24 protein-coding genes and 1 pseudogene are annotated in these 23,900 nt (G+C 72.8%); 13 read left to right on the forward strand and 12 right to left on the reverse strand.

Going from position 1 to position 23,900, the window contains the following annotated elements; all coding sequences use genetic code 11:
* Nucleotides 1-101 precede the first annotated feature (101 nt).
* Together ACWXWW_RS12535 and ACWXWW_RS12540 are read right to left on the reverse strand one after the other, a co-directional pair.
* Nucleotides 102-548: a hypothetical protein gene (locus tag ACWXWW_RS12535; protein ID WP_455970136.1), complete on the reverse strand. Its 447-nt coding sequence runs from the start codon at nt 546-548 to the stop codon at nt 102-104.
* A gap of 6 nt (nt 549-554) precedes the next feature.
* Nucleotides 555-779, reverse strand: a complete 225-nt coding sequence (locus tag ACWXWW_RS12540) for a helix-turn-helix domain-containing protein (RefSeq protein ID WP_455970137.1) — start codon at nt 777-779, stop codon at nt 555-557.
* A 102-nt stretch (nt 780-881) separates the two neighbouring features.
* Here ACWXWW_RS12540 and ACWXWW_RS12545 point away from each other — a divergent pair, with 102 nt between their 5' ends.
* The 4 genes and pseudogenes from ACWXWW_RS12545 to ACWXWW_RS12560 all read left to right on the forward strand — a co-directional run bounded on the left by ACWXWW_RS12545 (nt 882) and on the right by ACWXWW_RS12560 (nt 3,070).
* Complete coding sequence (locus ACWXWW_RS12545) at nt 882-1,178, forward strand: hypothetical protein (protein ID WP_455970138.1); 297 nt, start codon at nt 882-884, stop codon at nt 1,176-1,178.
* Between the two features lie 109 nt (nt 1,179-1,287).
* Nucleotides 1,288-1,428, forward strand: a pseudogene (locus ACWXWW_RS12550) (zinc finger domain-containing protein); the annotation flags it as partial.
* Between the two features lie 62 nt (nt 1,429-1,490).
* The gene (locus tag ACWXWW_RS12555) at nt 1,491-2,312 is read left to right on the forward strand and encodes a hypothetical protein (RefSeq protein WP_455970139.1); all 822 of its coding nucleotides are present in this window, start codon (nt 1,491-1,493) and stop codon (nt 2,310-2,312) included.
* Nucleotides 2,313-2,407: 95 nt separating this feature from the next.
* Entirely contained in the window at nt 2,408-3,070 is a 663-nt protein-coding gene (locus tag ACWXWW_RS12560; RefSeq protein WP_271171689.1) for a SatD family protein, read from the forward strand.
* Between the two features lies 1 nt (nt 3,071).
* Here the strand turns inward: ACWXWW_RS12560 and cofD are convergent, their stop codons facing one another.
* The 5 genes from cofD to ACWXWW_RS12585 all read right to left on the reverse strand — a co-directional run bounded on the left by cofD (nt 3,072) and on the right by ACWXWW_RS12585 (nt 6,936).
* A complete protein-coding gene (cofD, locus tag ACWXWW_RS12565) occupies nt 3,072-4,043 on the reverse strand; it encodes a 2-phospho-L-lactate transferase (protein ID WP_455970140.1) in 972 nt (323 codons plus the stop codon).
* Nucleotides 4,044-4,097: 54 nt separating this feature from the next.
* On the reverse strand, nt 4,098-5,165 hold the full coding sequence (locus tag ACWXWW_RS12570; RefSeq protein ID WP_455970141.1) for a GNAT family N-acetyltransferase: 1,068 nt from the start codon (nt 5,163-5,165) through the stop codon (nt 4,098-4,100).
* Entirely contained in the window at nt 5,162-6,322 is a 1,161-nt protein-coding gene (locus tag ACWXWW_RS12575; RefSeq protein WP_455970142.1) for a GNAT family N-acetyltransferase, read from the reverse strand. The genes ACWXWW_RS12570 and ACWXWW_RS12575 overlap by 4 nt, the downstream gene beginning before the upstream one ends.
* Nucleotides 6,319-6,603: a hypothetical protein gene (locus ACWXWW_RS12580; RefSeq protein ID WP_282977586.1), complete on the reverse strand. Its 285-nt coding sequence runs from the start codon at nt 6,601-6,603 to the stop codon at nt 6,319-6,321. The genes ACWXWW_RS12575 and ACWXWW_RS12580 overlap by 4 nt, the downstream gene beginning before the upstream one ends.
* A 204-nt stretch (nt 6,604-6,807) precedes the next feature.
* The gene (locus ACWXWW_RS12585) at nt 6,808-6,936 is read right to left on the reverse strand and encodes a hypothetical protein (RefSeq protein WP_282977588.1); all 129 of its coding nucleotides are present in this window, start codon (nt 6,934-6,936) and stop codon (nt 6,808-6,810) included.
* Nucleotides 6,937-7,146: 210 nt separating this feature from the next.
* Here ACWXWW_RS12585 and smc point away from each other — a divergent pair, with 210 nt between their 5' ends.
* The 4 genes from smc to ACWXWW_RS12605 are packed head-to-tail and all read left to right on the forward strand — an operon-like array spanning nt 7,147 to nt 13,232.
* A complete protein-coding gene (gene smc / locus ACWXWW_RS12590; RefSeq protein WP_455970143.1) occupies nt 7,147-10,680 on the forward strand; it encodes a chromosome segregation protein SMC in 3,534 nt (1,177 codons plus the stop codon).
* Nucleotides 10,677-11,798 (forward strand): class I SAM-dependent methyltransferase, encoded by a 1,122-nt coding sequence (locus tag ACWXWW_RS12595; protein ID WP_455970144.1) that lies wholly within the window; start codon nt 10,677-10,679, stop codon nt 11,796-11,798. The genes smc and ACWXWW_RS12595 overlap by 4 nt, the downstream gene beginning before the upstream one ends.
* Before the next feature lie 38 nt (nt 11,799-11,836).
* On the forward strand, nt 11,837-12,706 hold the full coding sequence (gene ftsY, locus ACWXWW_RS12600; RefSeq protein ID WP_271171696.1) for a signal recognition particle-docking protein FtsY: 870 nt from the start codon (nt 11,837-11,839) through the stop codon (nt 12,704-12,706).
* Between the two features lie 25 nt (nt 12,707-12,731).
* The gene (locus ACWXWW_RS12605; RefSeq protein ID WP_271171697.1) at nt 12,732-13,232 is read left to right on the forward strand and encodes a DUF2004 domain-containing protein; all 501 of its coding nucleotides are present in this window, start codon (nt 12,732-12,734) and stop codon (nt 13,230-13,232) included.
* A 6-nt stretch (nt 13,233-13,238) separates the two neighbouring features.
* Here the strand turns inward: ACWXWW_RS12605 and ACWXWW_RS12610 are convergent, their stop codons facing one another.
* The 4 genes from ACWXWW_RS12610 to ACWXWW_RS12625 are packed head-to-tail and all read right to left on the reverse strand — an operon-like array spanning nt 13,239 to nt 18,149.
* Entirely contained in the window at nt 13,239-14,735 is a 1,497-nt protein-coding gene (locus ACWXWW_RS12610; protein ID WP_455970145.1) for an ATP-binding cassette domain-containing protein, read from the reverse strand.
* Nucleotides 14,732-15,532 carry an ABC transporter permease gene (locus tag ACWXWW_RS12615; protein ID WP_421075674.1) on the reverse strand — a complete coding sequence of 267 codons (801 nt, stop codon included), beginning with the start codon at nt 15,530-15,532 and terminating at the stop codon, nt 14,732-14,734. Before ACWXWW_RS12615 ends, ACWXWW_RS12610 begins: the two co-directional genes overlap by 4 nt.
* On the reverse strand, nt 15,529-16,515 hold the full coding sequence (locus ACWXWW_RS12620) for an ABC transporter permease (protein ID WP_455970146.1): 987 nt from the start codon (nt 16,513-16,515) through the stop codon (nt 15,529-15,531). The genes ACWXWW_RS12615 and ACWXWW_RS12620 overlap by 4 nt, the downstream gene beginning before the upstream one ends.
* Before the next feature lie 5 nt (nt 16,516-16,520).
* On the reverse strand, nt 16,521-18,149 hold the full coding sequence (locus tag ACWXWW_RS12625) for an ABC transporter substrate-binding protein (RefSeq protein ID WP_455970147.1): 1,629 nt from the start codon (nt 18,147-18,149) through the stop codon (nt 16,521-16,523).
* Nucleotides 18,150-18,263: 114 nt separating this feature from the next.
* Here ACWXWW_RS12625 and lipB point away from each other — a divergent pair, with 114 nt between their 5' ends.
* The 4 genes from lipB to ffh are packed head-to-tail and all read left to right on the forward strand — an operon-like array spanning nt 18,264 to nt 22,077.
* A complete protein-coding gene (gene lipB, locus ACWXWW_RS12630; protein ID WP_271171702.1) occupies nt 18,264-18,902 on the forward strand; it encodes a lipoyl(octanoyl) transferase LipB in 639 nt (212 codons plus the stop codon).
* A complete protein-coding gene (lipA, locus tag ACWXWW_RS12635; protein WP_271171703.1) occupies nt 18,899-19,888 on the forward strand; it encodes a lipoyl synthase in 990 nt (329 codons plus the stop codon). The genes lipB and lipA overlap by 4 nt, the downstream gene beginning before the upstream one ends.
* Before the next feature lie 20 nt (nt 19,889-19,908).
* Nucleotides 19,909-20,508: a TetR/AcrR family transcriptional regulator gene (locus ACWXWW_RS12640; protein WP_282977601.1), complete on the forward strand. Its 600-nt coding sequence runs from the start codon at nt 19,909-19,911 to the stop codon at nt 20,506-20,508.
* Between the two features lie 12 nt (nt 20,509-20,520).
* Nucleotides 20,521-22,077: a signal recognition particle protein gene (ffh, locus tag ACWXWW_RS12645; RefSeq protein ID WP_271171705.1), complete on the forward strand. Its 1,557-nt coding sequence runs from the start codon at nt 20,521-20,523 to the stop codon at nt 22,075-22,077.
* A gap of 1 nt (nt 22,078) precedes the next feature.
* Here ffh and ACWXWW_RS12650 read toward each other — a convergent pair whose 3' ends face one another.
* Nucleotides 22,079-22,954 (reverse strand): EamA family transporter, encoded by an 876-nt coding sequence (locus tag ACWXWW_RS12650; protein ID WP_455970148.1) that lies wholly within the window; start codon nt 22,952-22,954, stop codon nt 22,079-22,081.
* Nucleotides 22,955-23,032: 78 nt separating this feature from the next.
* Here ACWXWW_RS12650 and ACWXWW_RS12655 point away from each other — a divergent pair, with 78 nt between their 5' ends.
* Nucleotides 23,033-23,899, forward strand: coding sequence for a LysR family transcriptional regulator (locus ACWXWW_RS12655; protein ID WP_455970149.1), 867 nt, complete (start codon nt 23,033-23,035; stop codon nt 23,897-23,899).
* The last annotated feature ends 1 nt before the right edge of the window (nt 23,900 follow it).

Below are 23,900 nucleotides of genomic sequence, written 5' to 3' on the forward strand. Positions count from 1 at the left end.
CGCGATAGACAATGCCTGTTCAGAACCTAAAAAAGGACACCATGCTGTGCTGCCCTCGCGGGACCCGTCGTCATGGATGCTGGGGAGCTTGGCGCATGCGATCACAGACCAGCCTGAGCTGCGAAGTCCTCCGCGTACTTGCGGTAAGAGGGGTCGAACGTCAGCACGCCCCAGCCTTCCCATGGGCCCTCGTATCGTCTCGTCGTGAAGACTCGTGCGGCTGGCGTCTGCTCCGTGCCGACATGTGGACCGTCGCCGCTCCAAGGGAACTGATCGAGAGTGGCGTCGATCGTGAGGAGACGAGTGCCATCATCGTTCCGTAGCTCGAGCCACGCATGCCCGTTCGGCGCGTCGGGCAGGCCTGCATCGACGAACGTCCATGAGACCGAATCATCCCGCTCCAGGATCTCCGCGATGACGATGGATGCGTACTCGCACCACATCGACGGGAAGATTGTCTTGCGGTTTCGGCTCGGTTCCGCGTCGATGGTGCGGATCGCTGCGCGCACGCGGTGCACGAGGTCCTCGAGGTCAGAGATGCTGTGCATTGCTCGCTACTCAACCGTCGCAAGCAGATCCGCGGGTCGGACCTCCAGTGCGTGGGCCAGCTTCACAATGACGTCCAGCGTCGGGTTCCGGCGGCCGCGCTCGATGGAGCTGATGTAGGTCCGGTCGAGCCCGGCGTGATGCGCGAAGGCCTCCTGCGACGCACATCCGCGCGAACGGCGCAGATCGCGCACGTGCTCGCCAAAAGCGATTCGATGCGCGAGGGTGGTCACTCTCCAACGATCGTGTTTAAGTTGACTAAACGTCCACGGACTATGAGTCACATGTGCTATGTCGCCAGAGGTGAGCCGAGGGGCCGGGGAAGGAGAGTAGTCATGCCCGAAGATCGCGAGCGCATTGGCATCCTTGAAGCGGCCGACCGGCAAGGGTGCAGTCCCAACACGATCTACCACCTCGTTCAGACGGGCGCGCTGGCGTCGGAACTGGCCTTCGTCGTGGGGCGGCGCGGTCGTGTTCGAAAGCACTTGATCCGCGCGGAAGACTTGGATGCGCACTTCTCGACTGAGGAAACCGAACGCTACATTGCAGCGATCGACGCGTCTGCTCCTCCGCTCACTGCGGAGCAGAAGGCGCGCGTCGCGGCCGTGTTCAAGAATGCGCGTAGTCGTTGATTCGTGCAGCTCTGCCTGCGATTAACAGGCTTGATCTGGCATTATGGCGACTCAGCCTGCGAGATCGACCACTCGGCCCTTGCTGCCGCATGAGTGTCCATTACTGCGGCAGTTGGGCTACTTCGCGCACAGCCTCAACGCCTACGGGCGGCATGGCCAGCCCTGCCCGCGCTGCGGCGGAGCGATCCGCCGCGAGGCGTTCATGAACCGCTCGAGTCACTACTGCCCGAGGTGCCAGCGGAAACGCTAGCAGTCTTGTGCGGGCGATCGACGATCCCGGCGGCCTCAGAACGGCGGGCCTATGCTGGCCTCGTGCGTCATCAGCAGATCCTCGACAGGCTCGCGGCGGGCGCGGTCGCGCCGACGGCGCGGGACGAGGTTCGGATCCTGGCGCAGAAGAGCTTCTTCGCTGCGAGGCACCAGGGACTGGAGGGCGCTCAGCACGCAGACGTCGTGCCGGCCGTCAAGGAGCGCTGGCACTTCGCGCTCGACGCGGCCCGCCAGCCGTGCGCACCTGAGAGCGATCGGATGAACGCCTACAAGGCCGCGATCGCCATCGCCACCTCATTGCACGAAGTGGGGCTGGGCGATCACGAGCTCACCGAGCTGGCGATCGACGGGATCCACGCGCTGAACGACGCCGTGTGGCTGGGGGATGACTTCCTGCACCGCACGGACGACATGATCGCGCTGCTGCGCTCCTCGCCGGTCGCGCTCACTCGGAAGCCGACCACACGGGAGACCATCACGTTCACCCGCGGCGGGGACCTCCTCGCGATCAGGCTGCGCGGCCGTTGGGTGGTCGGGCACATCCATCTGGTGGACGGGCCGAACAAGCACCCGCACATCGAGTTGTACGAGCGCACGTTCCACGAGCGGCCCGATCCGTCCGAGGTCATCGGGACGCGCGCCTGGGGGTCCGCCTACGAGGGCCGAGACCGGGCGAACGTCACCCGGCTCATCGTGTCTGGGCTGCGCCACCTGCCGGATCCGGCAGAGCAGATCCACCTCCTCGCGAGCGGAGTCGCCGTCCGGCCGGACAGCTCGCACCTGCATGACGAGGGGATCGTCGGCACCCACGTCGACGTGTTCGAGCTGCTCGAGATGGCGCGATCCGTGAACGGCGGGACCTAGCGGCGGCGCTGACCGGTGAAGCATATCGCTGAACACCTCGCCGAATTAAGCAAATCTGCTTAATTTTGGCTCTGGTTCAGTGATATGCTTCACGGATGGCGGTGGCAGTGATCGCGGACATCATCTCCTCGCGCGCATCGACGTCGAGAGACGCCGTGCAGCGCGAGATCGAGAATGCGGCCGTCGAGGTGGATCGAACATACCCCTGGGCGCTGCAGAAGTGGTACCCGACCGTGGGAGACGAGTTCCAGGCCGCCTTCCGCACGATCGACGACGCCCTGCTGTCGACGCTCTACCTGCAGCTCGCGCTGCCCGACAACGTCGGCTGCCGGTTCGGCATCGGGCTCGGGGGCATCGTCACCGTCGAGTCGAAGCTCGCCGACCGCATCCAGGACGGCCCAGGATGGTGGGCGGCACGCGACGCCGTCAACCGGGCGCACGAGATCGAGCGGTCGCAGCTGTCCGCCGTGCGCTCGTGGTTCCTCGTCGACCCCGACTCGTCTGCGCACGATCGCGCGATGGAGGGGCCGATCAACGCCTACCTCGTCGCGCGCGACAGCCTCATCGCCGACATCTCGCCGCGCGGACGCCGTGCCGTCTTCCTGCAGTGGTGCGGGTACCCGCAGAAGGAGATCGCCCGCATCGAGGGGGTGTCGCCGTCGGCGATCTCGCAGCTGCTCAACAAGCCGTCGGCGCAGGCTCTCCGCCTCGGCACGGAGGCCCTCGAGCTCGGCGTGCGACCGCGGCGCGTCCACTGACTCAGCGTCCGACCGCCGCCGCGAGCGCGAGGGCGTCCGCGGCGACCTGCGCCGACGAGTCGGCGTCGCGCAGCCACAGGGGCACGGCTCGCGCGGCGATCCCCGCACGCTCGAGCGGCGCGACCTCAGCGGCGTCGGATGTGTCGACGAGCCAGCCGTCGAGCAGGCCTCCGTCGGTGCGCGGGCCGTAGTGACGCGCGACCGCCCCGGCCGACGTGTCGACCCCGATCGCCGCGAGGCAGGCATCGGCCATGCCGCGCACGACGGCGCCCGCGATGATCCCGGACACCCCGACGACGGGAGCTCGCGCCGCGCGCACCGCGTCGCGCATCCCGGGGACCGCGAGCACGGGGCCGATCGACACGACCGGGTTCGACGGCGCGAGGAGGATGGCATCCGCCTCGGCGATCGCCTCGAGCGCTCCCGCGGTCGGCACCGCCGCGGCGATCCCGGCCTGCTCGAACCCGACCGCCGGGAGGCCGGCGCGGTGCCGGACCCACCACTCCTGGAAGTGCATCCGGCGGCCACCCTCCGTGCGCACGTGCGTGTCGATCTCGCTGTCGGTCGCGGGATGAAGCCGCACGCCGAGATCCCAGCGCTGCGCGAGCCGCTGGAAGACCTCGGACACGCTCGCGCCCTCGCGCAGCCAGGCCGTCCGCGCGATGTGGGTGCCGAGGTCGAGATCGCCCAGCGTGAACCACTCGGGAGCGGCGCCCCACGCGGCGAGCTCCGCGGCCACGCGCTCGGTCTCGCCGGCGCGGCCCCAGCCGCGCTCGGCGTCGTTCACGCCGGCGAGCGCGTAGAGCAGGCTGTCGTGATCGGGGGAGATCCGGAGCCCCGACACCCACCAGTCGTCGGCCGTGTTGACGACGACGTCGATCCGGTCGTCGCCGCCCGTCCGCCGGACGTGCTCGCGGAGACCCTTCACGAAGCGGGCGCAGCCGACGCCGCCTCCGATGACCGTGTAGCGCACCTGACCACGCTACCCGCGAGCGGATGGCCCGGGCGCGCACCCGGGCCATCCGCGTCACGAGAGCGTCTTCTCCCAGGCCGCCGCGTAGGACGCGGGACGGAACCCGACCGCCTCGTTGACGTCGAGCATGAACCGGTTCTCCTCCGCGTTGAACGTCGACACGCACGGCGACTCCGGAACGGCCTCGTGCCAGCGCCGCAGCCCCACGCACTTCACGATCGCGCCGAGGCGACGCCCGCGGTGCTCGGGCATGACGAGTGTTCCCCACTGGGACGTCGGCCGGGTGCGGTCGGCGCCGATCTGCAGCTCGTTGAACGCCGCGACCTCGCCCGTGGGCGCGTGCACGACAAGCGTGACGCCCAGAAGCTGCCCGGCCGCGGCGAGGCGCGCGTCACGCACCCGGACCCGCTCGGCGTCCCACGCCGACTCCTCGGTGACCATCTCGCCCGCGGGCACGTCGGTGCTCATCCGCGCGATGGCGCGGGCGTAGCCCTCGGCGTGCTCGTCGGGGGTCGCGCCAGTCCACCACACCACCCGGTACTCCGGCCCGGCCTTCTCGAGCGCCGCCTCGAGCAGGCGATCGACCGCATCGTAGGGCCCCTGCAGATCGAAGACGCTGTTGCGCTCGACCTGGCTGAGCGCGAATCCCGCGCGCAGCATGCGCTGCGCGGACGCGTCCTCGGCGGGGATGGCGCCGGCACCCGTCGGCGGGACGAGTTGCTCCCCTTCGACGCCGGCGCGGTGGATGGTCCACCCCTGGAGGACGGAGCGCCCCTGCGCCGCCGCGATCTCCTCGAGCGCCGAGAGGAGCGCGTCCGCTGCCGCGTCGTGCCCGTCGGCGACCTCGACGTCGATCTCGGCGGTGCGCTGCTTCGAGCGCTCGGCGTCGAGCGCGCCCGCTGCGACGATGCGGTCGCCCTCGCGCGCGACGAGCGGCGTGATCACGTGGTAGGTCTGCTCCTGCCAGCGGCTCAGCACGTCGGCCGGGTCGTCGTCGTGGAGGTCGGTGCCCGAGTCGCGCCGCCACGCGGCGTTGCCGAGGCGGACGAACTCGAGGAAGTCGGTCGCGTCGGGCGCGTCGAGGCTCTCGGGGGCCGTCAGGCGGTCGATGCGCAGCGTCATGTCAGCTCCTTGGTCCACTCGCCCGTGTACGCGGCGGGGCGGAAGCCCACGGCCTCGTTCACGTCGAGCATGTAGCGGTTCTCCTCGGCGTTGAACGTCCGGACGACGGGGGAGGTCGGGACGAGCTCGCGCCAGCGGCGCAGGCCGACGCACTTGACGATCGTGCCGAGGCGGCGACCACGGTGCTCGGGCATGACGAGCGTCCCGTAGTTCTCGGTGGGGGCGGTCCGATCGGCGCCGATCACGAGCTCGTTGTAAGCCGCGACCTGCCCCGTCGGCTCGTGGATGACGACCGTCACGGCCATCGTCTGCCCGGCGCGGCGCTTGAGGTCCTCCCGATCGCGGATGCGCTGCGCGTCCCAGGGGTCGGCCTCCACGGGCAGCTCTCCGCTCGGGGCGTCCTCGTCCAGCCGCGAGATGGCGGCCGCGTAGCCCTCGATGTGCTCCTCGGGCGTCGGCGTCCGCCACCACGCGACCCGGTAGTCGGGGCCCGCCTTCGCGACCGCGGCCTCGAGAAGCCGGTCGACGGCCTCGAACGAGCCCTGCAGGTCGAAGACGCTCGCCCGCTCGACCTGGCCGAGCGCGTAGCCGTTGCGCACGAGGAAGCGCGTTTGCCAGGCATCGCGCGGGAGGGATCCGGATCCGGTGGGAGAGGGGAGCCGGTCTCCGCCCGCGTCGGCGGAGGCGAACGCGAAGGCCCGCAGCGACGTGCGCCCGCGCTCGCGCGCGCGGCGCTCGATCTCGGCGAGCAGGGCGTCGGCCTCGTCGTCTCTGCGATCGGGGTGGATCACGATGTCGACGTGCGCCGTGCGCTTCGCAGCGCGCGGGCACGCGAGCCCCGCGAAGCCGACGATCTCCTCGCCGCGTCGCGCGACGATGCCGGACTTGTCGACGTAGGTCGTCTCGCGGAGGCCGACGAGCCACTCCGCCGGGTCCTCGCGGAACAGATCGGTGCCCGAGTCGCTGCGCCACATCGCGTTCGCGGCGCCCGTGAACGCCAGGAACTCGCCCGCGTCGGGCGACTCGACCGATCCGGGAAGGTGCATCGGCGCGAACGCGATCGAGGGGCGACCCGCCGAGCGGGCCGCGGGCCGGCGCCCCGCGGAGTGGGAGGCTCCGCGGGGCGTCGGGTGCGCAGCGGTCGTGCGGGCGCTCATCGCATGCCGCCCAGGCCGTACACGAGGGTGATCCGCTGGATCTGCGCCTCGTGCTCGGCGCGCGCGGCGGCCGCCAGGCGCTGACGCTCGTACCGCGCGCGCGTCTGCTCGGGCGTCTCGGACGGGCGGGTGCTCCACAGGAGCAGCCACAGGCCGATGCGCATCGCGATCCGGTCGGCTGCCGAGGTGCGCGGCGTGCGCTCGGGGATGGCCGAGAGCGCGCGCGGCATGCCGCTCGGTTGCGGGGGATGGGCGGACGGGGACAGGTGAATCGTGTTCACGGTGATTCCTTCGTGGGAGAGAGATGTTCCGGATGGGAACGGGGAGACGACCCCGGGCGATGCCGGGGACGGGTGCGGAGCGCGGGGCGGGAAGCGGCCCGGGTGGCGCTCGGAGGCGGACGCCGGAGGCGGCGCGGAGAGACGGCTGTCGCCTGGTCTCAGGGGCGGATGAGCCGCGCGTGCGGGCTCAGGGCAGACCTCTCGCTAGGAGAGTCGGCCTGCGCGGCGGAGTCCGCCTGCGACGATCCCTGCGACCTGACGTCGAGCGAAGCCGACGGGGACGGAAGCCGAGAGCGCGATGCGCGCTGCACCTGGGTTCGTGGTGATATCCATGTCGGCTTCCTCCTCTCGTGCCGGTTCGCTGGGCGGAGCGCCCAGAGGTGATCGTGCGATCACACACGTTACGCAGACGGCGCGGGCCGCGTCAAGCGGATTCCCAGGATTCGTCGCGCCGAGCCGCAGCGCATCGCGTCCCGCACAGGGGCCGTCCGGTACCGTGAGACCTGATTTTCCAGGGCGACGACAGGGAAGGGAGCCGCGCGGATGCACTTGAAGAGCCTCACGCTCAAGGGCTTCAAGTCGTTCGCTCAGCCCACGACGTTCGCGCTCGAGCCGGGGGTCACGGCGATCGTCGGGCCCAACGGCTCCGGGAAGTCGAACGTCGTCGACGCGCTCGCGTGGGTGATGGGCGAGCAGGGCGCCAAGACCCTCCGCGGCGGCAAGATGGAGGACGTCATCTTCGCCGGCACCGCGACCCGCGGCCCTCTCGGCCGCGCCGAGGTGCAGCTCACGATCGACAACTCGGACGGGGCGCTCCCGATCGAGTACAGCGAGGTCACGATCAGCCGCACGCTGTTCCGCAGCGGCCAGAGCGAGTACGCGATCAACGGCGAGTCCTGTCGGCTCCTCGACGTCCAGGAGCTCCTGAGCGACTCCGGACTCGGCCGCGAGATGCACGTGATCGTGGGACAGGGACGCCTCGACACCGTGCTCCAGGCCTCGCCGGAGGAGCGCCGCGGCTTCGTCGAGGAGGCGGCCGGCATCCTCAAGCACCGTCGCCGCAAGGAGAAGACGGTCCGCAAGCTCGAGGCCATGGAGCAGAACCTCACGCGTCTGAGCGATCTCGCGGGGGAGATCCGCCGACAGCTCAAGCCGCTCGGCCGCCAGGCCGAGATCGCCCGGGAGGCGCAGACGATCGCGGCGGTCGTGCGCGACGCGAAGGCGCGCCTGTACGCCGACGACGTCGTGCAGCTGCGGCACGCGCTCGCCGATCACGCCAGGGACGAGCACGAGCGCCACACCGAGCGCCTCGCGCTGCAGGAGCAGGCCGACGCCGCGAAGGCCCGGATCGCCGCGCTCGAGCGGGAGCAGAACGCCGAGGCGGTGGATGAGGCGCGTCGCATCCTCTTCGGCCTCGAGCAGGTGCAGGAGCGTCTGCGCGGCCTCTACACCCTCGCGAACCAGCGTCTCGCGCTCCTGGGCGAGCGGGACGACGACGCGGACGCGAAGGTCACGGTGAGCCGCGGCGACATCGACGACGCCCGCGCCGAGATCGTGGAGATCGCCGACGGCGTCGGCGCCGCACAGGACGCGGCGCAGGAGGCCACCCGCCAGGTCGCCGCCGCGCGGGCCGAGCTGGATGCGCTCGACGTCGAGATCGCCGAGCAGAGCGCGCTCGTGTCGGCGCACGACATGCGGATCACGACGCTGCGGGGAGCCGCCGAGGCGGCGCAGCAGACCCTCGCGGCGGTGCGCGGCGGCGTGCTGCGGCAGCAGAACGCGCTCGACGCGGCGGAGCAGCGCCGGCGCGAGGCGGCGGAGGCGTTCGAGGCGCTCGAGGACATCGCCGTCGCCGAGGGCACCGCAGCCGACCTGCAGGCGCGCTACGAGGACGCGCAGCGCGAGGCGGCCGAGGCGGAGGCCGCCGTGGAGGAGCTCCGCGAGGCGCATCGTGCGGCAGAGCGCGAGGCGGACGCGCTCACGGCGAAGGTGTCGGCGCTGGGCAGCGCGCTCGACGTGCAGGGCGGGGCCGCCGAGCTGATCGCCCGCGGCGGCGCCGGCGTGCGCGGGCTCGTCGGCGAGAGCGTGCACGTCGCGGGCGGGTACGAGGCCGCCGTCGCCGCTGTGCTCGGACCGCTCGCGGAGGGCATGCTCGTCGACGACGAGGAGGCCGCCTTCCAGGCCGCGCGCGACGCGGTCGATGTCGGCGTCGTGGACATCGTGATCGCGGGCGGCCGAGCCGGCGACCCCGTCGCCGCGCCGCGGGGCGCGACGCCCGCGCACGCGGTCGTGACGGCGCCGGACGGCGTCCTCGGGCTGCTCGCCCGCGTCGTCATCGTCGATGACCTCGACGCGGCGCGGGAGGTGCTCGCGACCGCCGGCTCGGATGATCTCGGCATCACGGTCGTGACACGCGCCGGCGAGGTGTGCACGGCGCGCACCCTGCGCGCCGGCTCCGGCGGCAGCCGCTCGCGCCTCGAGCTCCAGGCCGAGCGCGACGCCGCGTCCGAACGACTCGCCGAGGTGCAGCGCACGCTCGATGACCTCGGACCGCGACGCGAGGAGGCGGCGGAGCGCCTCCAGGCGGCGCGGCGCGCGACGCGCGAGCGGCTCCAGGAGCTCCGCGAGCACGACGCCCAGCTCGCTCAGCACGCCGAGCACGTGAACCGGGTGACCGTGCGCCACGAGGCCGCGATCGCGGAGTGCGAGCGCCTCGAGGCGGGTCTCGCGCAGGCGGCCGGGGCCGTGTCCGACGCCGAGGCGAAGGCCGCAGCGGCCGCCGCGGAGCTCGAGCGCGCCCTCGAGGAGCCCCGCCCCATCCTCGACGCCTCGGCGCGGGACGGCCTGCTCGCCTCGGTGGAGGCCGCGCGCGAGCGCGAGATGGCCGCTCGCCTCGAGGTGGAGACCCTCCGCGAGCGGGTGCGCGCGGCGGAGGCGCGCGCCGTCGAGCTCGAGCGGCAGCGCGAGCGCGAGCAGGCGGCCGCCGAGCAGGCCGCGCGGCGAGCGGTCATCCGGCGCGCCCAGCGCGAGGTCGCGGAGGGCGTGACCGCCGAGCTCCCGAGGGTGCTCGACTCCGTGGACCGCTCAGCGGCCGAGGCCCGCCTCGCCCTCGCCGAGGCCGAGAGCGCCCGCTCGGCCGTCACGGCCGAGCTGCGCGACCTGCGCCAGCAGGAGGGGCGCCTGCGCGAGCGGCTCTCGGGACTCACCGAGAGCGTGCACGGCATCGAGCTCCAGATCCACGAGAAGAAGCTCCACCTCACGAGCCTCCTCGAGCGCGTCGCGAGCGAGCTCGGCCTCTCCGAGGAGATCCTCGTCGCGGAGTACGGCCCCGACCAGCCCGTGCCGCGCGACATCGGGGATCTCGGCGCCGCGACGGGAGACGACGTCGACGACGCGCCCTCGACCATCCCCTACGACCGGCGCATGCAGGAGCGCCGCCTCCGTGAGGCCGAGCGGAAGCTGTCGCAGCTGGGGCGCGTCAATCCGCTCGCGCTCGAGGAGTTCGCCGCACTCGAGCAGCGGCACCGCTTCCTCACCGAGCAGCTCGACGATCTCGTCCAGACCCGCAAGGACCTCATGACGATCATCGCCGATCTCGACGAGCGCATGCAGACGATCTTCGCCGCGGCCTTCGAGGACACCCGAGCGGCGTTCCAGGAGGTGTTCCCGATCCTCTTCCCGGGCGGCACCGGCAGCATCTCGCTCACGAACCCCGACGACATGCTCACGACCGGCATCGAGGTCACCGTGCGGCCCGTCGGGAAGAAGATCGAGCGGCTGTCCCTGCTGTCGGGCGGCGAGCGGTCGCTCGCGGCGGTCGCGCTCCTCACCGCGATCTTCAAGGCGCGCCCCAGCCCGTTCTACATCCTCGACGAGGTCGAGGCCGCGCTCGACGACGCGAATCTGGGCCGGCTGCTCGGCGTCTTCGAGCAGCTGCGCGCCTCGAGCCAGCTGCTCGTCATCACGCACCAGAAGCGCACCATGGAGATCGCCGACGCGCTCTACGGCGTGTCGATGCGCCAGGACGGCGTCTCGGCGGTCGTCGGCCAGCGCGTCGGCGATCGCGTGGCCTCGTGAACGCGCTCGAGGCGTTCGACGCGATCGCGCCGCGGCTGCGCCGCGCCCCCGACGTCGAGGCGCACGACCTCGTCGCGGCAGACGCGAGCGATCGCCTCATCCTGTCCGAGGCCGATGCGGGCGACGCGCCCGTCGTCGTCATCGGCGACCGATACGGCGGGCTGTCGCTCCCGCTGCTGCGCGCGCACCCGACCAGGGCCATCCGCCTGCACCAGGACGCGATCACGGGCCGCCGCGCGCTCGAGCGCAACGCCCGGGCGCTCGACATCGACCTCGCACCCCTCGCGATGCACGCGCTCGACGCCGACCTCGTGCGCGACGCGCGGGTCGTCCTCGTGCAGCTGCCGCGCGCCCTGGACGCCCTCGACGAGATCGCAGGGCTCATCGCGGCGCACGCCGCGCCCGACGTGCGCGTCGTCGCGGGAGGGCGCATCAAGCACATGACGCTCGGCATGAACGACGTGCTCGCGCGGCACTTCCGCGAGGTGAGGGCGAGCAGGGCGGCGAGCAAGAGCCGCGTCCTGCACGCGGCCGGCCCCGATCCGCGGCGATCGGACGGCTGGCCGCGCTGCGTCCGCCACGACGACGTCGGCATCACGGTGTGCGCGCACGGCGCGGCCTTCGCGGGGGCCTCCGTGGACATCGGCACGCGGTTCCTGCTCGGCTTCCTCCCCGACATGCCCGCCGTCCGCGACGCGATCGACCTCGGCTGCGGGACGGGCGTGCTCGCGACCGCGTACGCGCTCGCGCATCCCGATGCCGCGGTCGTCGCGAGCGACCAGTCGGCGGCCGCGGTCGCGTCCGCCCGCGCGACCGCGGCCGCGAACGGCGCCGACCGCATCGCGGTCGTGCAGGACGACGGCCTCGGCTCGCGTGCAGACGCCTCGGCCGACCTCGTCATCCTCAACCCGCCGTTCCACTCCGGAGCCGCCGTGACCGACGCGATCGCACCGCGCCTCTTCACCGACGCCGCGCGCGTGCTGCGGCCGGGCGGCGAGCTCTGGTGCGTGTGGAACTCGCACCTCGCGTACCGGCCAGCGCTCGAGCGCATCGTCGGCCCCACGCGCCAGGTCGGCCGCAGCACCCGCTTCACGGTCACCGCGTCGACCCGCCGCTGACGGTCGGCCGCCCGCGCGCCGCGAACTAGGCTGGGAGCATGGCGGAGAAGTGGTCACTCGGGCGCGCGCTGCGCGGGATGTTCGTCAAGCCCACGATCGACGAGGGCACGTGGGAGGACCTCGAGACGGCTCTCATCACGGCGGACTTCGGCCCCGAGATCACCGAGCGCATCGTCGACGAGCTCCGCGAGAAGGTCGATCGGTACCGCACGACCGACCCCAAGGACCTCCAGCGGATGCTGAAGGAGACGCTCGAGGAGCACTTCGCGCGATTCGACACCACGCTCAAGCTCACCGAGCGCCCCGCGGTCGTGCTCGTCGTCGGCGTGAACGGCGTCGGCAAGACCACGACGATCGGCAAGTTCGCGCACTTCCTGCGCCGCTACAACCGGTCGGTGGTGGTCGGCGCGGCCGACACGTTCCGCGCCGCCGCCGTCGACCAGCTCGCGACGTGGGCGGAGCGCGGCGGGGCAGCGATCGTCCGCCCCGAGCGCGAGGGGCAGGATCCGGCGTCCGTCGCCTTCCAGACGATCGACCACGCCAAGCGCACGGGCACGGAGATCGTGCTCGTCGACACCGCCGGCCGCCTGCACACCAAGGGCGGCCTGATGGACGAGCTCACGAAGATCCGGCGCGTGATCGAGAAGCAGGCCCCCATCAGCGAGGTGCTCCTCGTGCTCGACGCGACGACCGGGCAGAACGGCGTGATGCAGGCGCAGGCGTTCCTCGAGCACGCCGGGGTCACCGGTCTCGTCCTCACCAAGCTCGACGGATCGGCGAAGGGCGGCTTCGTGCTCGCGGTGCAGGAGCGCACGGGCATCCCCGTCAAGCTGCTCGGTCAGGGCGAGGGGATCGGCGACCTCACGGGCTTCACGCCGCACGTGTTCGCCGCGTCGCTTGTCGACTGACGGCTCGGATGGTTGAGTAAGCGACATGGCGATCGAACACGACTTCTTCGGACTGCTGGAGTCCGGTCCCGACGGCTCGATCTTCTGGTCGGAGAACGTCGAGCTCGGCGACCAGACCGTGTCCGTCGACCTGACGGCGCCCGATCAGGAGGACGTGTCGCAGGAGGCGCTGGACGCCGCCGCGGCGATCGTGTCGTCGCTCGAGGAGGTCGACCGCCGCAGCCGGATCGCCATGCTCGGCGAGGTCGACAACCGCGCGAGCGAGGTGACCGAGTACATCCTCATGCAGCAGGAGACGCTCGGCGACGGCCTCGAGGACTTCCTCGTCGACATCTCCGGCGATCCGGCGGTCGACATCATCCGCTCGCTCAATCTCATGAGCATGACGATCCTCGCGGACGAGCACGGCGGATCCGACCCGTTCGCGGTGCTCGAGTACGCGCTCGACCCCGACGCGACCGACGACGTGCTGCTCGTGAACCTCACGAGCGACGGCAGCATCCACTCGGTCACGAGCGCCGAGTAGCGCGCCTCAGCGCGACGCCGCGATGAGCTCGCGCGTGAAGGGGTGCGCCGGCGAGGCGTAGACGTCCTCGGTGGCGCCCGTCTCGACGATCCGCCCGTCCTGCATCACGGCGACGCGGTCGCTGACGAGGCGCACGACCGCGAGGTCGTGCGAGATGAACACGATGCCGAGGCCCTCGTCGCGCTGGAGGCCGTCGAGCAGCCGGAGGATGCCGGCCTGCGTCGTGACGTCGAGCGCCGAGACCGGCTCGTCGCAGACGAGCACGTCGGGACGGCCCGCGAGAGCCCGGGCGATGGCGACGCGCTGGCGCTGCCCTCCGGACAGCTCCGCCGGGCGCCGCGCGAGGATCGACGCGTCGAGGCCGACCCGCGCGAGCAGCTTCGCGGGCGCGGGTGCGCCATCCCGATGAGAGTGCCGCAGGATGCGCGCGACGTCGTGGCGCGGGTCGAACGAGGCCAGCGGATCCTGCGGGACGAGGCGCACGCGCGGCGCCGGGGCGGCGAGCACCCGCCGACCCGCATCGGGCGCCTCCGCTCCGATGAGGAGGCGCGCGAGCGTCGACTTGCCCGAGCCCGACTCGCCGACGACGCCGAGCGTCTCGCCGCGGCGCACGACGACGTCCACGCCGTCCACGGCCGCCGTGGGCGCGCCGGATGGCCCGCGATACCGCCGGACGAGGCCCTCGCCCCGCAGCAGCACGGGGCCGGCAGGGGAGGATGGCGCGGGCCGCGGCCCGCGAGGACGCGCCGCGAGCAGCGCGCGCGTGACCGCGTGGGTCGGCGCGGCGAGGACGGTCTCGGCCGCGCCGGCCTCCACGATGCGTCCGGCGTCGAGGACCGCGACGCGGTCCGCGACACGCGCGACCGCGCCGAGGTCGTGGCTGATGAGGAGGAGAGCCGCCCCCTCGTCCCGCAGGCGCGCGAGCAGATCCAGCACGCGGACCGCGGTGGTCGCGTCGAGCGCCGTCGTCGGCTCGTCGGCGACGATGACGCGCGCGCCGCCCACGATGGCGGACGCGATGAGCGCGCGCTGGCGCATGCCGCCCGAGAGCTCACCGGGACGCTGCCGGAGCCGGCCGGCGGCATCGGGCAGCCCCGCGCTCTCGAGGGCGGCGATCACGCGGCGCCTGCGCTCGGGCCGCGGCACGCGGCGCACCGCGAGCGCCTCGCCGACCTCGTCCTCGATCGTGCGCAGGGGGTCGAGCGACTGCAGCGCGTCCTGCAGGACGAGTGCGATGTCCGCGCCCCGCAGCAGGCGCCATCCGCGCCCGCCGAGCCGCCGCACGTCCCGCCCCGCGAACGCGAGACGCGATGCCGTGACCGCGGCGCCGGGCGTCGTCTGGGTGAGGCCGAGGAGCGTCCGCGCGAGCACGGACTTGCCCGCGCCCGACTCCCCGACGACGGCGAGGCACTCGCCTGCGTCGAGCGTCAGGTCGATCCCCTTCAGCACCTCGCCCGCCCCGCGCAGGCGCACGCGCAGATCGGCGACGTCGAGCACGCTCATCGGCCTGCCCCTCCCAGGCGGCGGCCGACGACGGTGAGCGCCGTGGCGGTGGCGACGATCGCGAGGCCAGGGAAGATCGTCAGCCACGGGGCGTACGAGATGTAGACACGGCCCGCGTCGAGCATGGCGCCCCATTCGGGCGACGGCGGCGGCGTGCCCAGCCCGAGGAAGCTGAGGGCCGACACCCACACGATGGCCTGCCCGATGCCGAGGGTCGCCGTCGCGACGAGGGGCCAGAGCGTGTTGGGCGCGATATGGCGCGCGAAGGCGCGCAGGGGAGGGGTCCCCTCGAGCCGCGCGTAGGCGACGTAGTCGCTGCGCGCAACGCCGCGCACCCGCGAGCGAAGGATCCGCGCATAGCCCGGAGCGGTCGCGAGCCCGATCGCGAGGACCGAGCTCTGGGTGCCGGGGCCGAGCACCGCGACGAGGAGGAGCGCCATGACGAGCGTGGGCAGGGCGAACAGCACCTCGACCACGCGCCCGAGGGCCGCCTCGAGCCAGCGCGGACCGAGGCCGGCGGCGAACCCGATCGCGACGCCGAGGCCGATGCCGAGCGCGGTCGCCCAGACGCCGATGCCCGCCGACGCCGCCGCGCCGTGGACGATGCGGACGAGCACGTCGCGCCCCGACTCGTCCGTGCCGAGCGGGTGGCCGGGGGAGGGCGGGCGGAACGCGGATGCCGGGTCGATCGCGAGCGGATCCTGCGGCGCGAGCACGGACGGCGCGATGATCGCCACGCCGAGGAGAGCGAGGCACGCGAGCGCGGCCGCGCCCGACCAGCCGAGGCGCGACCTCACGAGCCCACCGCCACGTCGGGCATGCGGACGGCACCCGGCCGCGGACCGCGCAGGCGCGGGTCGACGAGCAGCTCGGCCGCGTCGGAGAGGACGACGACCGCGACGTAGAGGAGCGCGACGATCGAGACGGCGCCGATCACGACGGGCACGTCCCGCGCGAGCGCGGCCTCCTGGAGCAGTCGGCCGAGACCCGGGCGCGCGAACAGCACCTCGACGACGACCGCTCCGCTCAGGAGGTTGCCGAAGGCCCATCCCGACAGCGCGATCGCGGGCAGCGCGGCGTGCCGCAGGGTGTGGCGCAGGAGCACGCGCGGCTCGCCGGCGCCCCGAGCCCGCGCCGTGGTCGCGAACGGGGCGCGATCGGCCTCGAGCAGCGCATCGCGGGAGACCTGGGCGAGGAAGCCGGCGATCGGGATCGCGAGCGTCACGACCGGGAGCACGAGCTCGGCGGGCGAGCTGCCGGCGCTCGTGGCGGGGAGGGCGCCGAGCGTCGACGCGAAGACGAGGATGAGCACCGCGCCCAGCCAGAACTGCGGCATGACCGTCGCGGTCACCTCGACGCCGCGGAGCGCGGCGCCGACGACGCGGCCCGCACGGCCGCGGGCCGACGTGGCGACGATCGCGCCGGCGACGGCCAGCACCCACGCGAGACCGAGGGCGAGCACGGCCAGCAGCAGCGTCGAGGGCAGCTGCTGCCCGATGAGCTCGGCCACGCTCTGGCGGCGCGCATAGGAGTCGCCGAGCTGCAGCGTCGCGACCCGCGCGAGCTGCACGGCGTACTGCACGACGAGCGGCTGGTCGAGCCCGTACGCGCGCTCCGCGGCGGCGACCGCCTCGGGCCCGGCCTGGGATCCGGGGCCACCCAGGATCGCCTCGAGCGGGTCGCCCGTCGCGCGCAGCGCGAAGAAGACGACCGTCGCGACGATCCAGACCACGAGCGCCGCGCGCGCGAGGCGCGCGGCGATCCAGCGCAGGGCGGCCATCCGGCTCAATCGGCCAGGCGCGCGTTCACGAACGTGGGCGTGGCCACCGTGCCGAGGGTCGTGACGCCCGTCGCGCCGCCCACGAGGAAGTGGTTCTGCTGGTCGTAGAGCGGCAGGATCGCGAAGCTCTCGAGCACGATGCGCTGCGCCTCGGTGTAGCGCTCGGCGCGCTCGTCGGGGTCGAGCGTCGACGCCGCGGCGTCGAGGGCCGCGTCGAGCTCGGGCAGCTGGAGCATCGCGTGGTTCGCGAAGTACCCCGACGGCGCGGGGACCGTTCCGGACGAGTGGTAGAGGATGCGCAGCACGTCCGGTCCGACGATCGTGTAGGGCGCGCTCACGGCCTCGTACTCGTGCGCGCCGAGCGCGCCGTACCAGGTGGAGAGGTCGACCGGGTCGAGCACGACGTCGAAGCCGACCGCCGCGGCGTTGGCCTGGATCTGCTCGAAGAGCGACTGCTCTGCCGCGGTCGACTGGTCGGTCGAGACGGGGAACCGCACGGTGAGGCGCGCCCCGTCCTTCATCCGCGTCCCGTCGTCGTCGGCATCGGTCCAGCCCGCCTCGTCGAGGAGCGCCGTTGCCGCGTCGGGATCGGTCGCGAAGAGCTCCTCGTCGGAGTAGGCGAGCGGCTCGACGCTCGACAGCGGCGAGTACGACCGCTCGGCGGTGCCGAGGAACAGCGACTGGATGCCGGGGGTGGGGTCGGCGGCGCGGATGAAGGCCTCGCGCACGCGCACGTCGTCGAACGGGGGCTGGGCCGTGTTCAGCTCGATGCGGTTGGACGAGGCGGGGCGGGGCGCGTCGATGTGCTCGATGCCCTGTTGCTGGGCCGCGACGATGTCGGCGGGCAGCGGGTTGTCGATGACGTCGACCTCGCCCGAGGCGAGTGCGGCCTGGCGCGTGGCGGCGTCGGGGATGAAGCGCCACTCGATGCCGTCGAGGTGCGCGGGCCCGTCGTGGTCGGCGTGCGGGTTCGACGCGACGTAGTCCTCGTTGCGCGTGAGCGTGACGCTCTGCTGAGGGGTCCACTCCTGCACGACGAAGGGGCCGGTCCCGATCGGGGCGAGGCAGTTCTCCTCCTGCCCGCGTGCGAGGCCCGCCGGCGACTCCATGGCCGTCCAGGGCTGGCTCAGGGCCTCGAGCAGGGCGGACTTCGGCGTCGAGAGGCGGAAGCGCACGTGCGTGTCGTCGACGACCTCGATCTGCTCGATCTGCTCGACGGCCAGGTAGCCCGTCGAGGACGCCGTGTCCGGGTCCTGCAGGTGCTCGATGTTGGCCTTGACTGCCTCGGCGTCGAAGGGCGTTCCGTCGGTGAACGAGACGTCGTCGCGCAGCGTGATGTCCCAGGTCAGTCCGTCCTCCGACGTCTCCCAGTCCGTCGCGAGCCAGGGTCGCATCGTGCCGTCCGCGTCGCGGCCGAAGAGCGGCTCGAGGTACTGCGAGCTGAGCAGGGCCTGCGGGTAGTTGCCGCCCACGTGCGGGTCGAGGCAGGTGGGCTCCGCATCGCCGGTCGCGTAGACGAGCGTTCCGCCGGCGGATGGCGACGCCGCGCCGTCGCCGGGCGCCGCGGGAGCGCAGGCCGCGAGGAGCGCGACGGGGAGGACGAGGACGGCGGCGGACAGGGCGCGTGAGGACATGGCTGCTTTCGACGGGAAAGGTGGACAGCGTCCAACTTTACCGGCGCCGGCAGCCCCGGGGCGCGGCGGCGGGTATTGTTGGACGGGATCCAGAAACACCGAGGAGGAGACGCCGTGATGGACGTCCTGCTGGCGGGTCTCGCGCCCGACTACGTTCCCTATCTGGAGGGCTGGTCCCTGCAGCGCCGCATCCACGCCGACGTGGTCGCCGGCGAGCGCTCCGACACGCTCATCCTGCTCGAGCACGAGGCCGTGTACACGGCGGGCAAGCGCACCGAGCCGCACGAGCGCCCTCAGGACGGCACCCCCGTCGTCGACGTCGACCGCGGCGGCAAGATCACCTGGCACGGGCCCGGCCAGCTGGTCGGCTACCCGATCCTCCGCCTGCCCGAGCGGTTCGCCGTCGTCGACCACGTGCGGCGGCTCGAGCGGATCCTCATCGGCGTGCTCGCCGAGCACGGTGTGGAGGGGTTCCAGGTCGACGGCCGCAGCGGCGTGTGGGTGCAGGGCGTGCTCCGCGAGGAGAAGGTCGCCGCGATCGGCGTGCGCGTCGCGCAGGGCGTGTCGATGCACGGCTTCGCGATCAACTGCGACAACACGCTCGAGGGCTTCGGCGGCATCATCCCCTGCGGCATCACCGATGCGGGGGTGACGACGATGAGCTCGCACGCCGGCCGGATCATCTCGCCCGCCGACGTCGTCGACTCGGTCGTGTCGGCCTTCGCCGCCGAGGACGCGGAGGTGACCGCGTGAGCGCCGCTCCCGACGGACGCCGCCTGCTGCGGCTCGAGGTGCGCAACGCGCAGACGCCGATCGAGCGCAAGCCGTCCTGGATCAAGACGACAGCCAAGCTGGGGCCCGAGTACCAGGCGCTCCACTCGCTCGTGAAGAGCGAGGACCTGCACACGGTGTGCCAGGAGGCGGGATGCCCCAACATCTTCGAGTGCTGGGAGGACCGCGAGGCGACCTTCCTCATCGGCGGCTCGCAGTGCACCCGCCGCTGCGACTTCTGCCAGATCGACACGGGGAAGCCGGCCGAGTACGACACCGACGAGCCGCGCCGCGTCGCGGAGAGCGTCCAGCGGATGGGCCTGCGCTACGCGACGGTGACGAGCGTGGCCCGCGACGACCTGCCCGACACGGGCGCGTGGCTCAACGCCGAGACCGTGCGGAAGATCCACGAGCTCAACCCGAACACGGGCGTCGAGCTCCTCGCGAACGAGCACAATGCGGATCCCGCGCTCCTGGGGCAGATCTTCGACGCGCGTCCCGAGGTGTTCGCGCACAACGTCGAGACGGTGCCGCGCATCTTCAAGCGGATCCGGCCGGCGTTCCGCTACGAGCGCTCGCTCGACGTCCTCACGCAGGCGCGCGCCGCCGGGCTCATCACGAAGTCGAACCTCATCCTCGGCATGGGCGAGGAGCCGCACGAGGTGGTCCAGGCGCTGCAGGACCTCCACGACGCGGGCTGCGACATCATCACGATCACGCAGTACCTGCGGCCGTCGCCGCGTCACCTCCCCGTGCACCGCTGGGTCAAGCCCGAGGAGTTCATCGGGTTCAAGGAGGAGGCGGAGCGCATCGGGTTCCTCGGCGTGCTCGCGGGTCCGCTCGTGCGGTCGTCGTACCGTGCAGGGCGCCTCTGGGCGCAGTCGATGATCTCGAAGGGGCGGGAGATCCCCGAGCACCTCGCGCACATCGCGGCGTCGGCCGACCTCGGCTTCGCCCAGGCGGTCTGACGGCGGCTAGCCTGGAACGGATGGCCAGGACGAGGGGAGCGGGGCGACCGCGCGCGTCCTCGCTCGAGATGCTCGCCGAGGCCGCGTGCGAGCTCTTCCTCGAGCAGGGCTTCGATGCGACGTCGATCGCCGACATCGCGAACCGCGCGGGCGTGAGCCGCTCCAGCTTCTTCAACTACGCGTCGTCGAAGTCGGCGCTCCTGTGGGCCGGCTTCGACGAGCGCGCCGCGGCGCTCGAGCGCGCGCTGGATGCTCCGGGCGTCGACGGGCCCGCGATCGTCGAGGCGCTGCGCGCCTTCGCCGACGGGCTGCGGCCCGACGCGCTCGCCCTCGCGATCGCGAACGCCGACGCCATGGGCATCGCAGCGGACCTCGAGCGCGAGTCGGCGGTGCGGATGGCGCGGATCGCCGCGACCGTCGCCGCCGCACTGCGGCACGCCGGTCGCGCGTCCATCCCGGCCGACGTGCTCGGAGCCGCGTACGCGGGGGCCGTGATGAGCGCGCTGCGTCACTGGGCGCACGTCGGGCCCGGAGCGCGCTCTCTCGGCGACGTCGTCGCGGAGGCGCTCGGCTCCGTCCCCGCCGACCCGCCGCGCGCGTCGACGTCCGGCGCCGGGTAAAATCGACCCATCATGGCTACTTTCGGCACGCTCTCCGAGCGCCTCACCGACACCTTCCGCAACCTCCGCACGAAGGGCAAGCTCTCGCCCGCGGACGTCGACGGGACCGTGCGCGAGATCCGCCGCGCACTCCTCGATGCGGATGTCGCGCTGCAGGTGGTCAAGGAGTTCACGGGCCGCGTGCGCGAGCGCGCGCTGGGCGACGACGTCAACCGGGCGCTCAACCCCGCGCAGCAGGTCGTGCAGATCGTCAACGAGGAGCTCGTGGGCATCCTCGGCGGCGAGCAGCGCCGTCTGGCGTTCGCGAAGAACCCGCCGACGGTCATCATGCTCGCGGGCCTGCAGGGCTCGGGCAAGACGACCTTCGCCGGCAAGCTCGCCAAGCGTCTCGAGAAGGACGGCCACACGCCGCTCCTCATCGCCGCCGACCTGCAGCGCCCCAACGCCGTGAACCAGCTCCAGGTCGTCGCCGAGCGCGCGGGGGCCGCGATCTACGCGCCCGAGCCCGGCAACGGCGTCGGCGACCCCGTGCGGGTCGCGCGCGACGGCGTCGAGCACGCGCGCCGCCAGCTGCACGACGTCGTGATCATCGACACCGCCGGCCGTCTCGGCGTCGACGCCGAGCTCATGAAGCAGGCCTCCGACATCCGCCGCGCGACGCAGCCCGACGAGGTGCTCTTCGTCATCGACGCGATGATCGGACAGGACGCGGTCAACACCGCGAAGGCCTTCCAGGACGGTGTGGACTTCACCGGCGTCGTGCTGTCGAAGCTCGACGGCGACGCGCGAGGCGGCGCGGCGCTCTCGGTCGCGTCCGTGACCGGGCGCCCGATCATCTTCGCGTCGACCGGCGAGGGCCTCGACGACCTCGAGGACTTCCACCCCGACCGCATGGCGAGCCGCATCCTCGACCTCGGCGACATCCTCACCCTCATCGAGCAGGCCCAGCAGGCGTTCGACGAGGAGGAGGCGCGGAAGGTCGCCGAGAAGTTCGCGACCGACCAGTTCACCCTCGACGACTTCCTGCAGCAGATGCAGCAGCTGAAGAAGATGGGGTCGATGAAGAAGATGCTCGGGATGCTCCCGGGCATGGGCCAGATGAAGCAGCAGCTCGAGGACTTCGACGAGCGCGAGATCGACCGCACCGAGGCGATCATCCGCTCGATGACGCCCGCGGAGCGCGCGAACACGAAGATCCTCAACGGCTCCCGCCGCCTGCGCATCGCGAAGGGCTCCGGCGTGACGGTCACCGACGTCAACCAGCTCGTGAACCGCTTCGAGCAGGCGGCGAAGATGATGAAGACCGTCGCCCGCGGCGGCACCCCGAGCATCCCCGGCATGGGCGCGATGCCCGGCATGGGCCGGCCGGGTGCCTCCGCCAAGCGCGGCAAGAAGGGCAAGAAGGGCCAGGGGTCGCGCTCGGGCAACCCGGCCAAGCGCGCCGCCGAGAACGCCGCTCTGCCGGCGGCGCCCGCGCCCAGCGGCTCGGGCTTCGGTCTCGGCGCGGGCGCGCCGGCGCCGAGCGAGGCCGATCTCGCCGAGATCCAGAAGCTCTTCGGCAAGGGCTGAGTCAGGCCCCGCCCACGACCTGGGCGTGCCGCGCGGGCACCTGGCCGATGATGAGCGCGCCGAGAGCGAGCGCGATCCCCGCCGCCTGCACGGGCGTGAAGGTCTCGCCGAGCACGGCGACGCCGATGAGCGTCGCGACCACGGGCGAGAGCAGGCCGAGCAGCCCCGCGGCGAATGCCGGCAGCCGCTGGATGCCCCGGAACCACAGGGTGTACGCGACGATGCCGCCCGCCGTCGCGAGCCAGACGTACCCGGCGACCGCAGCGCCGTCGATGCGCGCGGGGACGCCCTCGACGGCGAGCACGGCCGGCAGCAGGACGAGACCGCCCGCCGTCAGCTGCCAGCCGGCGTAGGAGATCGCGCCCACGCCCTCGGGGCGCCCCCAGCGCTTCGTGAGGACGAGCCCGAGCGCCATCGAGGCGGTCCCGCCGATCGCCGCGGCGACGCCGATCGGATCGAGAGCGGCGCTCGGCCCGAGGACGACGAGCGCCACGCCGACCGCGCCGGCCGCGCCGATCGCGAGCGGCCGCTGGCGCACCGGGGTGCGCAGCACCACGGCCGACAGGAGCACGACGATGACCGGCTGCGCGCCGCCGACGGCCGCGGCGACGCCGCCGGGAAGGCGCTCGGCCGCGAGGAAGAGCAGCGGGAAGAACGCGCCGATGTTCAGCGCGCCCAGGAGCGCGGCGCGAGCCCACCAGACGCCGCGGGGCAGCGCGCGGCCGATCGCGAGCGCGAGGAGCCCCGCGGGCAGCGCGCGCAGGAGCGCCGCGAAGAGGGGATGCCCTGGCGGCAGGAGCTCGCTCGTCACGATGTAGGTCGTGCCCCACGCGATCGGCGCGAGGGCGGTGAGGAGGACGGTGACGGGAGCGCTCATGGCTCCAGCCTCGCCGCGCGCTGGCGATGATTCCAACGCATCCTTCTCATCTGAATGATGAAGCGGGATCATGAATGGATGGAGCTCCAGCAGATGCGCTACGTCGTCGCCGTGATCGAGGAGGGCGGGTTCACGCGCGCCGCGGCGCGCTGCCACGTGACGCAGTCGGCCCTCAGTCACCAGATCGCTGCGCTCGAGCGCGAGATCGGGACGCGCCTGTTCGCGCGGACGAGCAGGGCGGTGCGCGTGACGGAGGCGGGCGAGGCGTTCGCGGCGCACGCGCGCGAGGCGCTCCTGGCAGCCGACCGCGCCAGGGAGGAGGCCGCGTCGGCCGCCGGAGAGGTGCGCGGGACCCTGCGCATGGGCGTCATCCCGACGGTCACGGCCGTCGACGTCCCGGCGGTGCTCGGGCGCTTCCGCGCGGAGCATCCGCACGTGCGCGTCGAGCTGCGGATGGGCAACAGCGACGAGATGGTGCCCGCCGTGCGCGCGGGCGCGCTCGATGTCGCCCTCCTCGGCCTGCGGGACGGCCTCGTGCCCGAGGGCGTCGCCTCGCGGGTGCTCGCACGGGAGGCCCTGGTCGCGGTGCTGCCGGGCGGCCATCCGCTCGCGTCCCGCGCGATCCTCTCGCTCGCCGACCTCGCGGACGCGGTCTTCGCCGACTTCCCCTCCGGCACCTCAGGGCGGGAGCAGTCCGATCATGCGTTCGCGTCGGCCGGCATCGCGCGCGACGTCGCGTTCGAGGCGGGCACGGCCGATCATCTGCGCGGCCTCGCCGCCGCGGGCCTCGCGGTCACGCTCCTGCCGCCGGGGGTCGTCCCGGTGGACGACCGGGCGATCGCGGCGGTGCCCGTGAGCGACGGTCCGGTGCGCGCCGAGCACGTCGCGTGGGACGCCCGCGCCCCGCGCGCGGCGGCGCGTGCGCTCCTGCCGCTCATCGTGTGAG

The sequence above is a fragment of the Microbacterium sp. KNMS genome, from assembly GCF_053851835.1.

Bases quoted from the DNA above. Each gene is read 5' to 3' on its own strand.
- ACWXWW_RS12535 (WP_455970136.1), bottom strand. From the start codon at position 548: ATGCACAGCATCTCTGACCTCGAGGACCTCGTGCACCGCGTGCGCGCA.
- ACWXWW_RS12545 (WP_455970138.1), top strand. From the start codon at position 882: ATGCCCGAAGATCGCGAGCGCATTGGCATCCTTGAAGCGGCCGACCGG.
- ACWXWW_RS12560 (WP_271171689.1), top strand. From the start codon at position 2,408: ATGGCGGTGGCAGTGATCGCGGACATCATCTCCTCGCGCGCATCGACG.
- ACWXWW_RS12570 (WP_455970141.1), bottom strand. From the start codon at position 5,165: ATGACGCTGCGCATCGACCGCCTGACGGCCCCCGAGAGCCTCGACGCG.
- ACWXWW_RS12575 (WP_455970142.1), bottom strand. From the start codon at position 6,322: ATGAGCGCCCGCACGACCGCTGCGCACCCGACGCCCCGCGGAGCCTCC.
- ACWXWW_RS12585 (WP_282977588.1), bottom strand. From the start codon at position 6,936: ATGGATATCACCACGAACCCAGGTGCAGCGCGCATCGCGCTCTCGGCT.
- smc (WP_455970143.1), top strand. From the start codon at position 7,147: ATGCACTTGAAGAGCCTCACGCTCAAGGGCTTCAAGTCGTTCGCTCAG.
- ftsY (WP_271171696.1), top strand. From the start codon at position 11,837: ATGGCGGAGAAGTGGTCACTCGGGCGCGCGCTGCGCGGGATGTTCGTC.
- ACWXWW_RS12605 (WP_271171697.1), top strand. From the start codon at position 12,732: ATGGCGATCGAACACGACTTCTTCGGACTGCTGGAGTCCGGTCCCGAC.
- ACWXWW_RS12610 (WP_455970145.1), bottom strand. From the start codon at position 14,735: ATGAGCGTGCTCGACGTCGCCGATCTGCGCGTGCGCCTGCGCGGGGCG.
- ACWXWW_RS12620 (WP_455970146.1), bottom strand. From the start codon at position 16,515: ATGGCCGCCCTGCGCTGGATCGCCGCGCGCCTCGCGCGCGCGGCGCTC.
- ACWXWW_RS12625 (WP_455970147.1), bottom strand. From the start codon at position 18,149: ATGTCCTCACGCGCCCTGTCCGCCGCCGTCCTCGTCCTCCCCGTCGCG.
- ACWXWW_RS12640 (WP_282977601.1), top strand. From the start codon at position 19,909: ATGGCCAGGACGAGGGGAGCGGGGCGACCGCGCGCGTCCTCGCTCGAG.
- ffh (WP_271171705.1), top strand. From the start codon at position 20,521: ATGGCTACTTTCGGCACGCTCTCCGAGCGCCTCACCGACACCTTCCGC.
- ACWXWW_RS12650 (WP_455970148.1), bottom strand. From the start codon at position 22,954: ATGAGCGCTCCCGTCACCGTCCTCCTCACCGCCCTCGCGCCGATCGCG.
- ACWXWW_RS12655 (WP_455970149.1), top strand. From the start codon at position 23,033: ATGGAGCTCCAGCAGATGCGCTACGTCGTCGCCGTGATCGAGGAGGGC.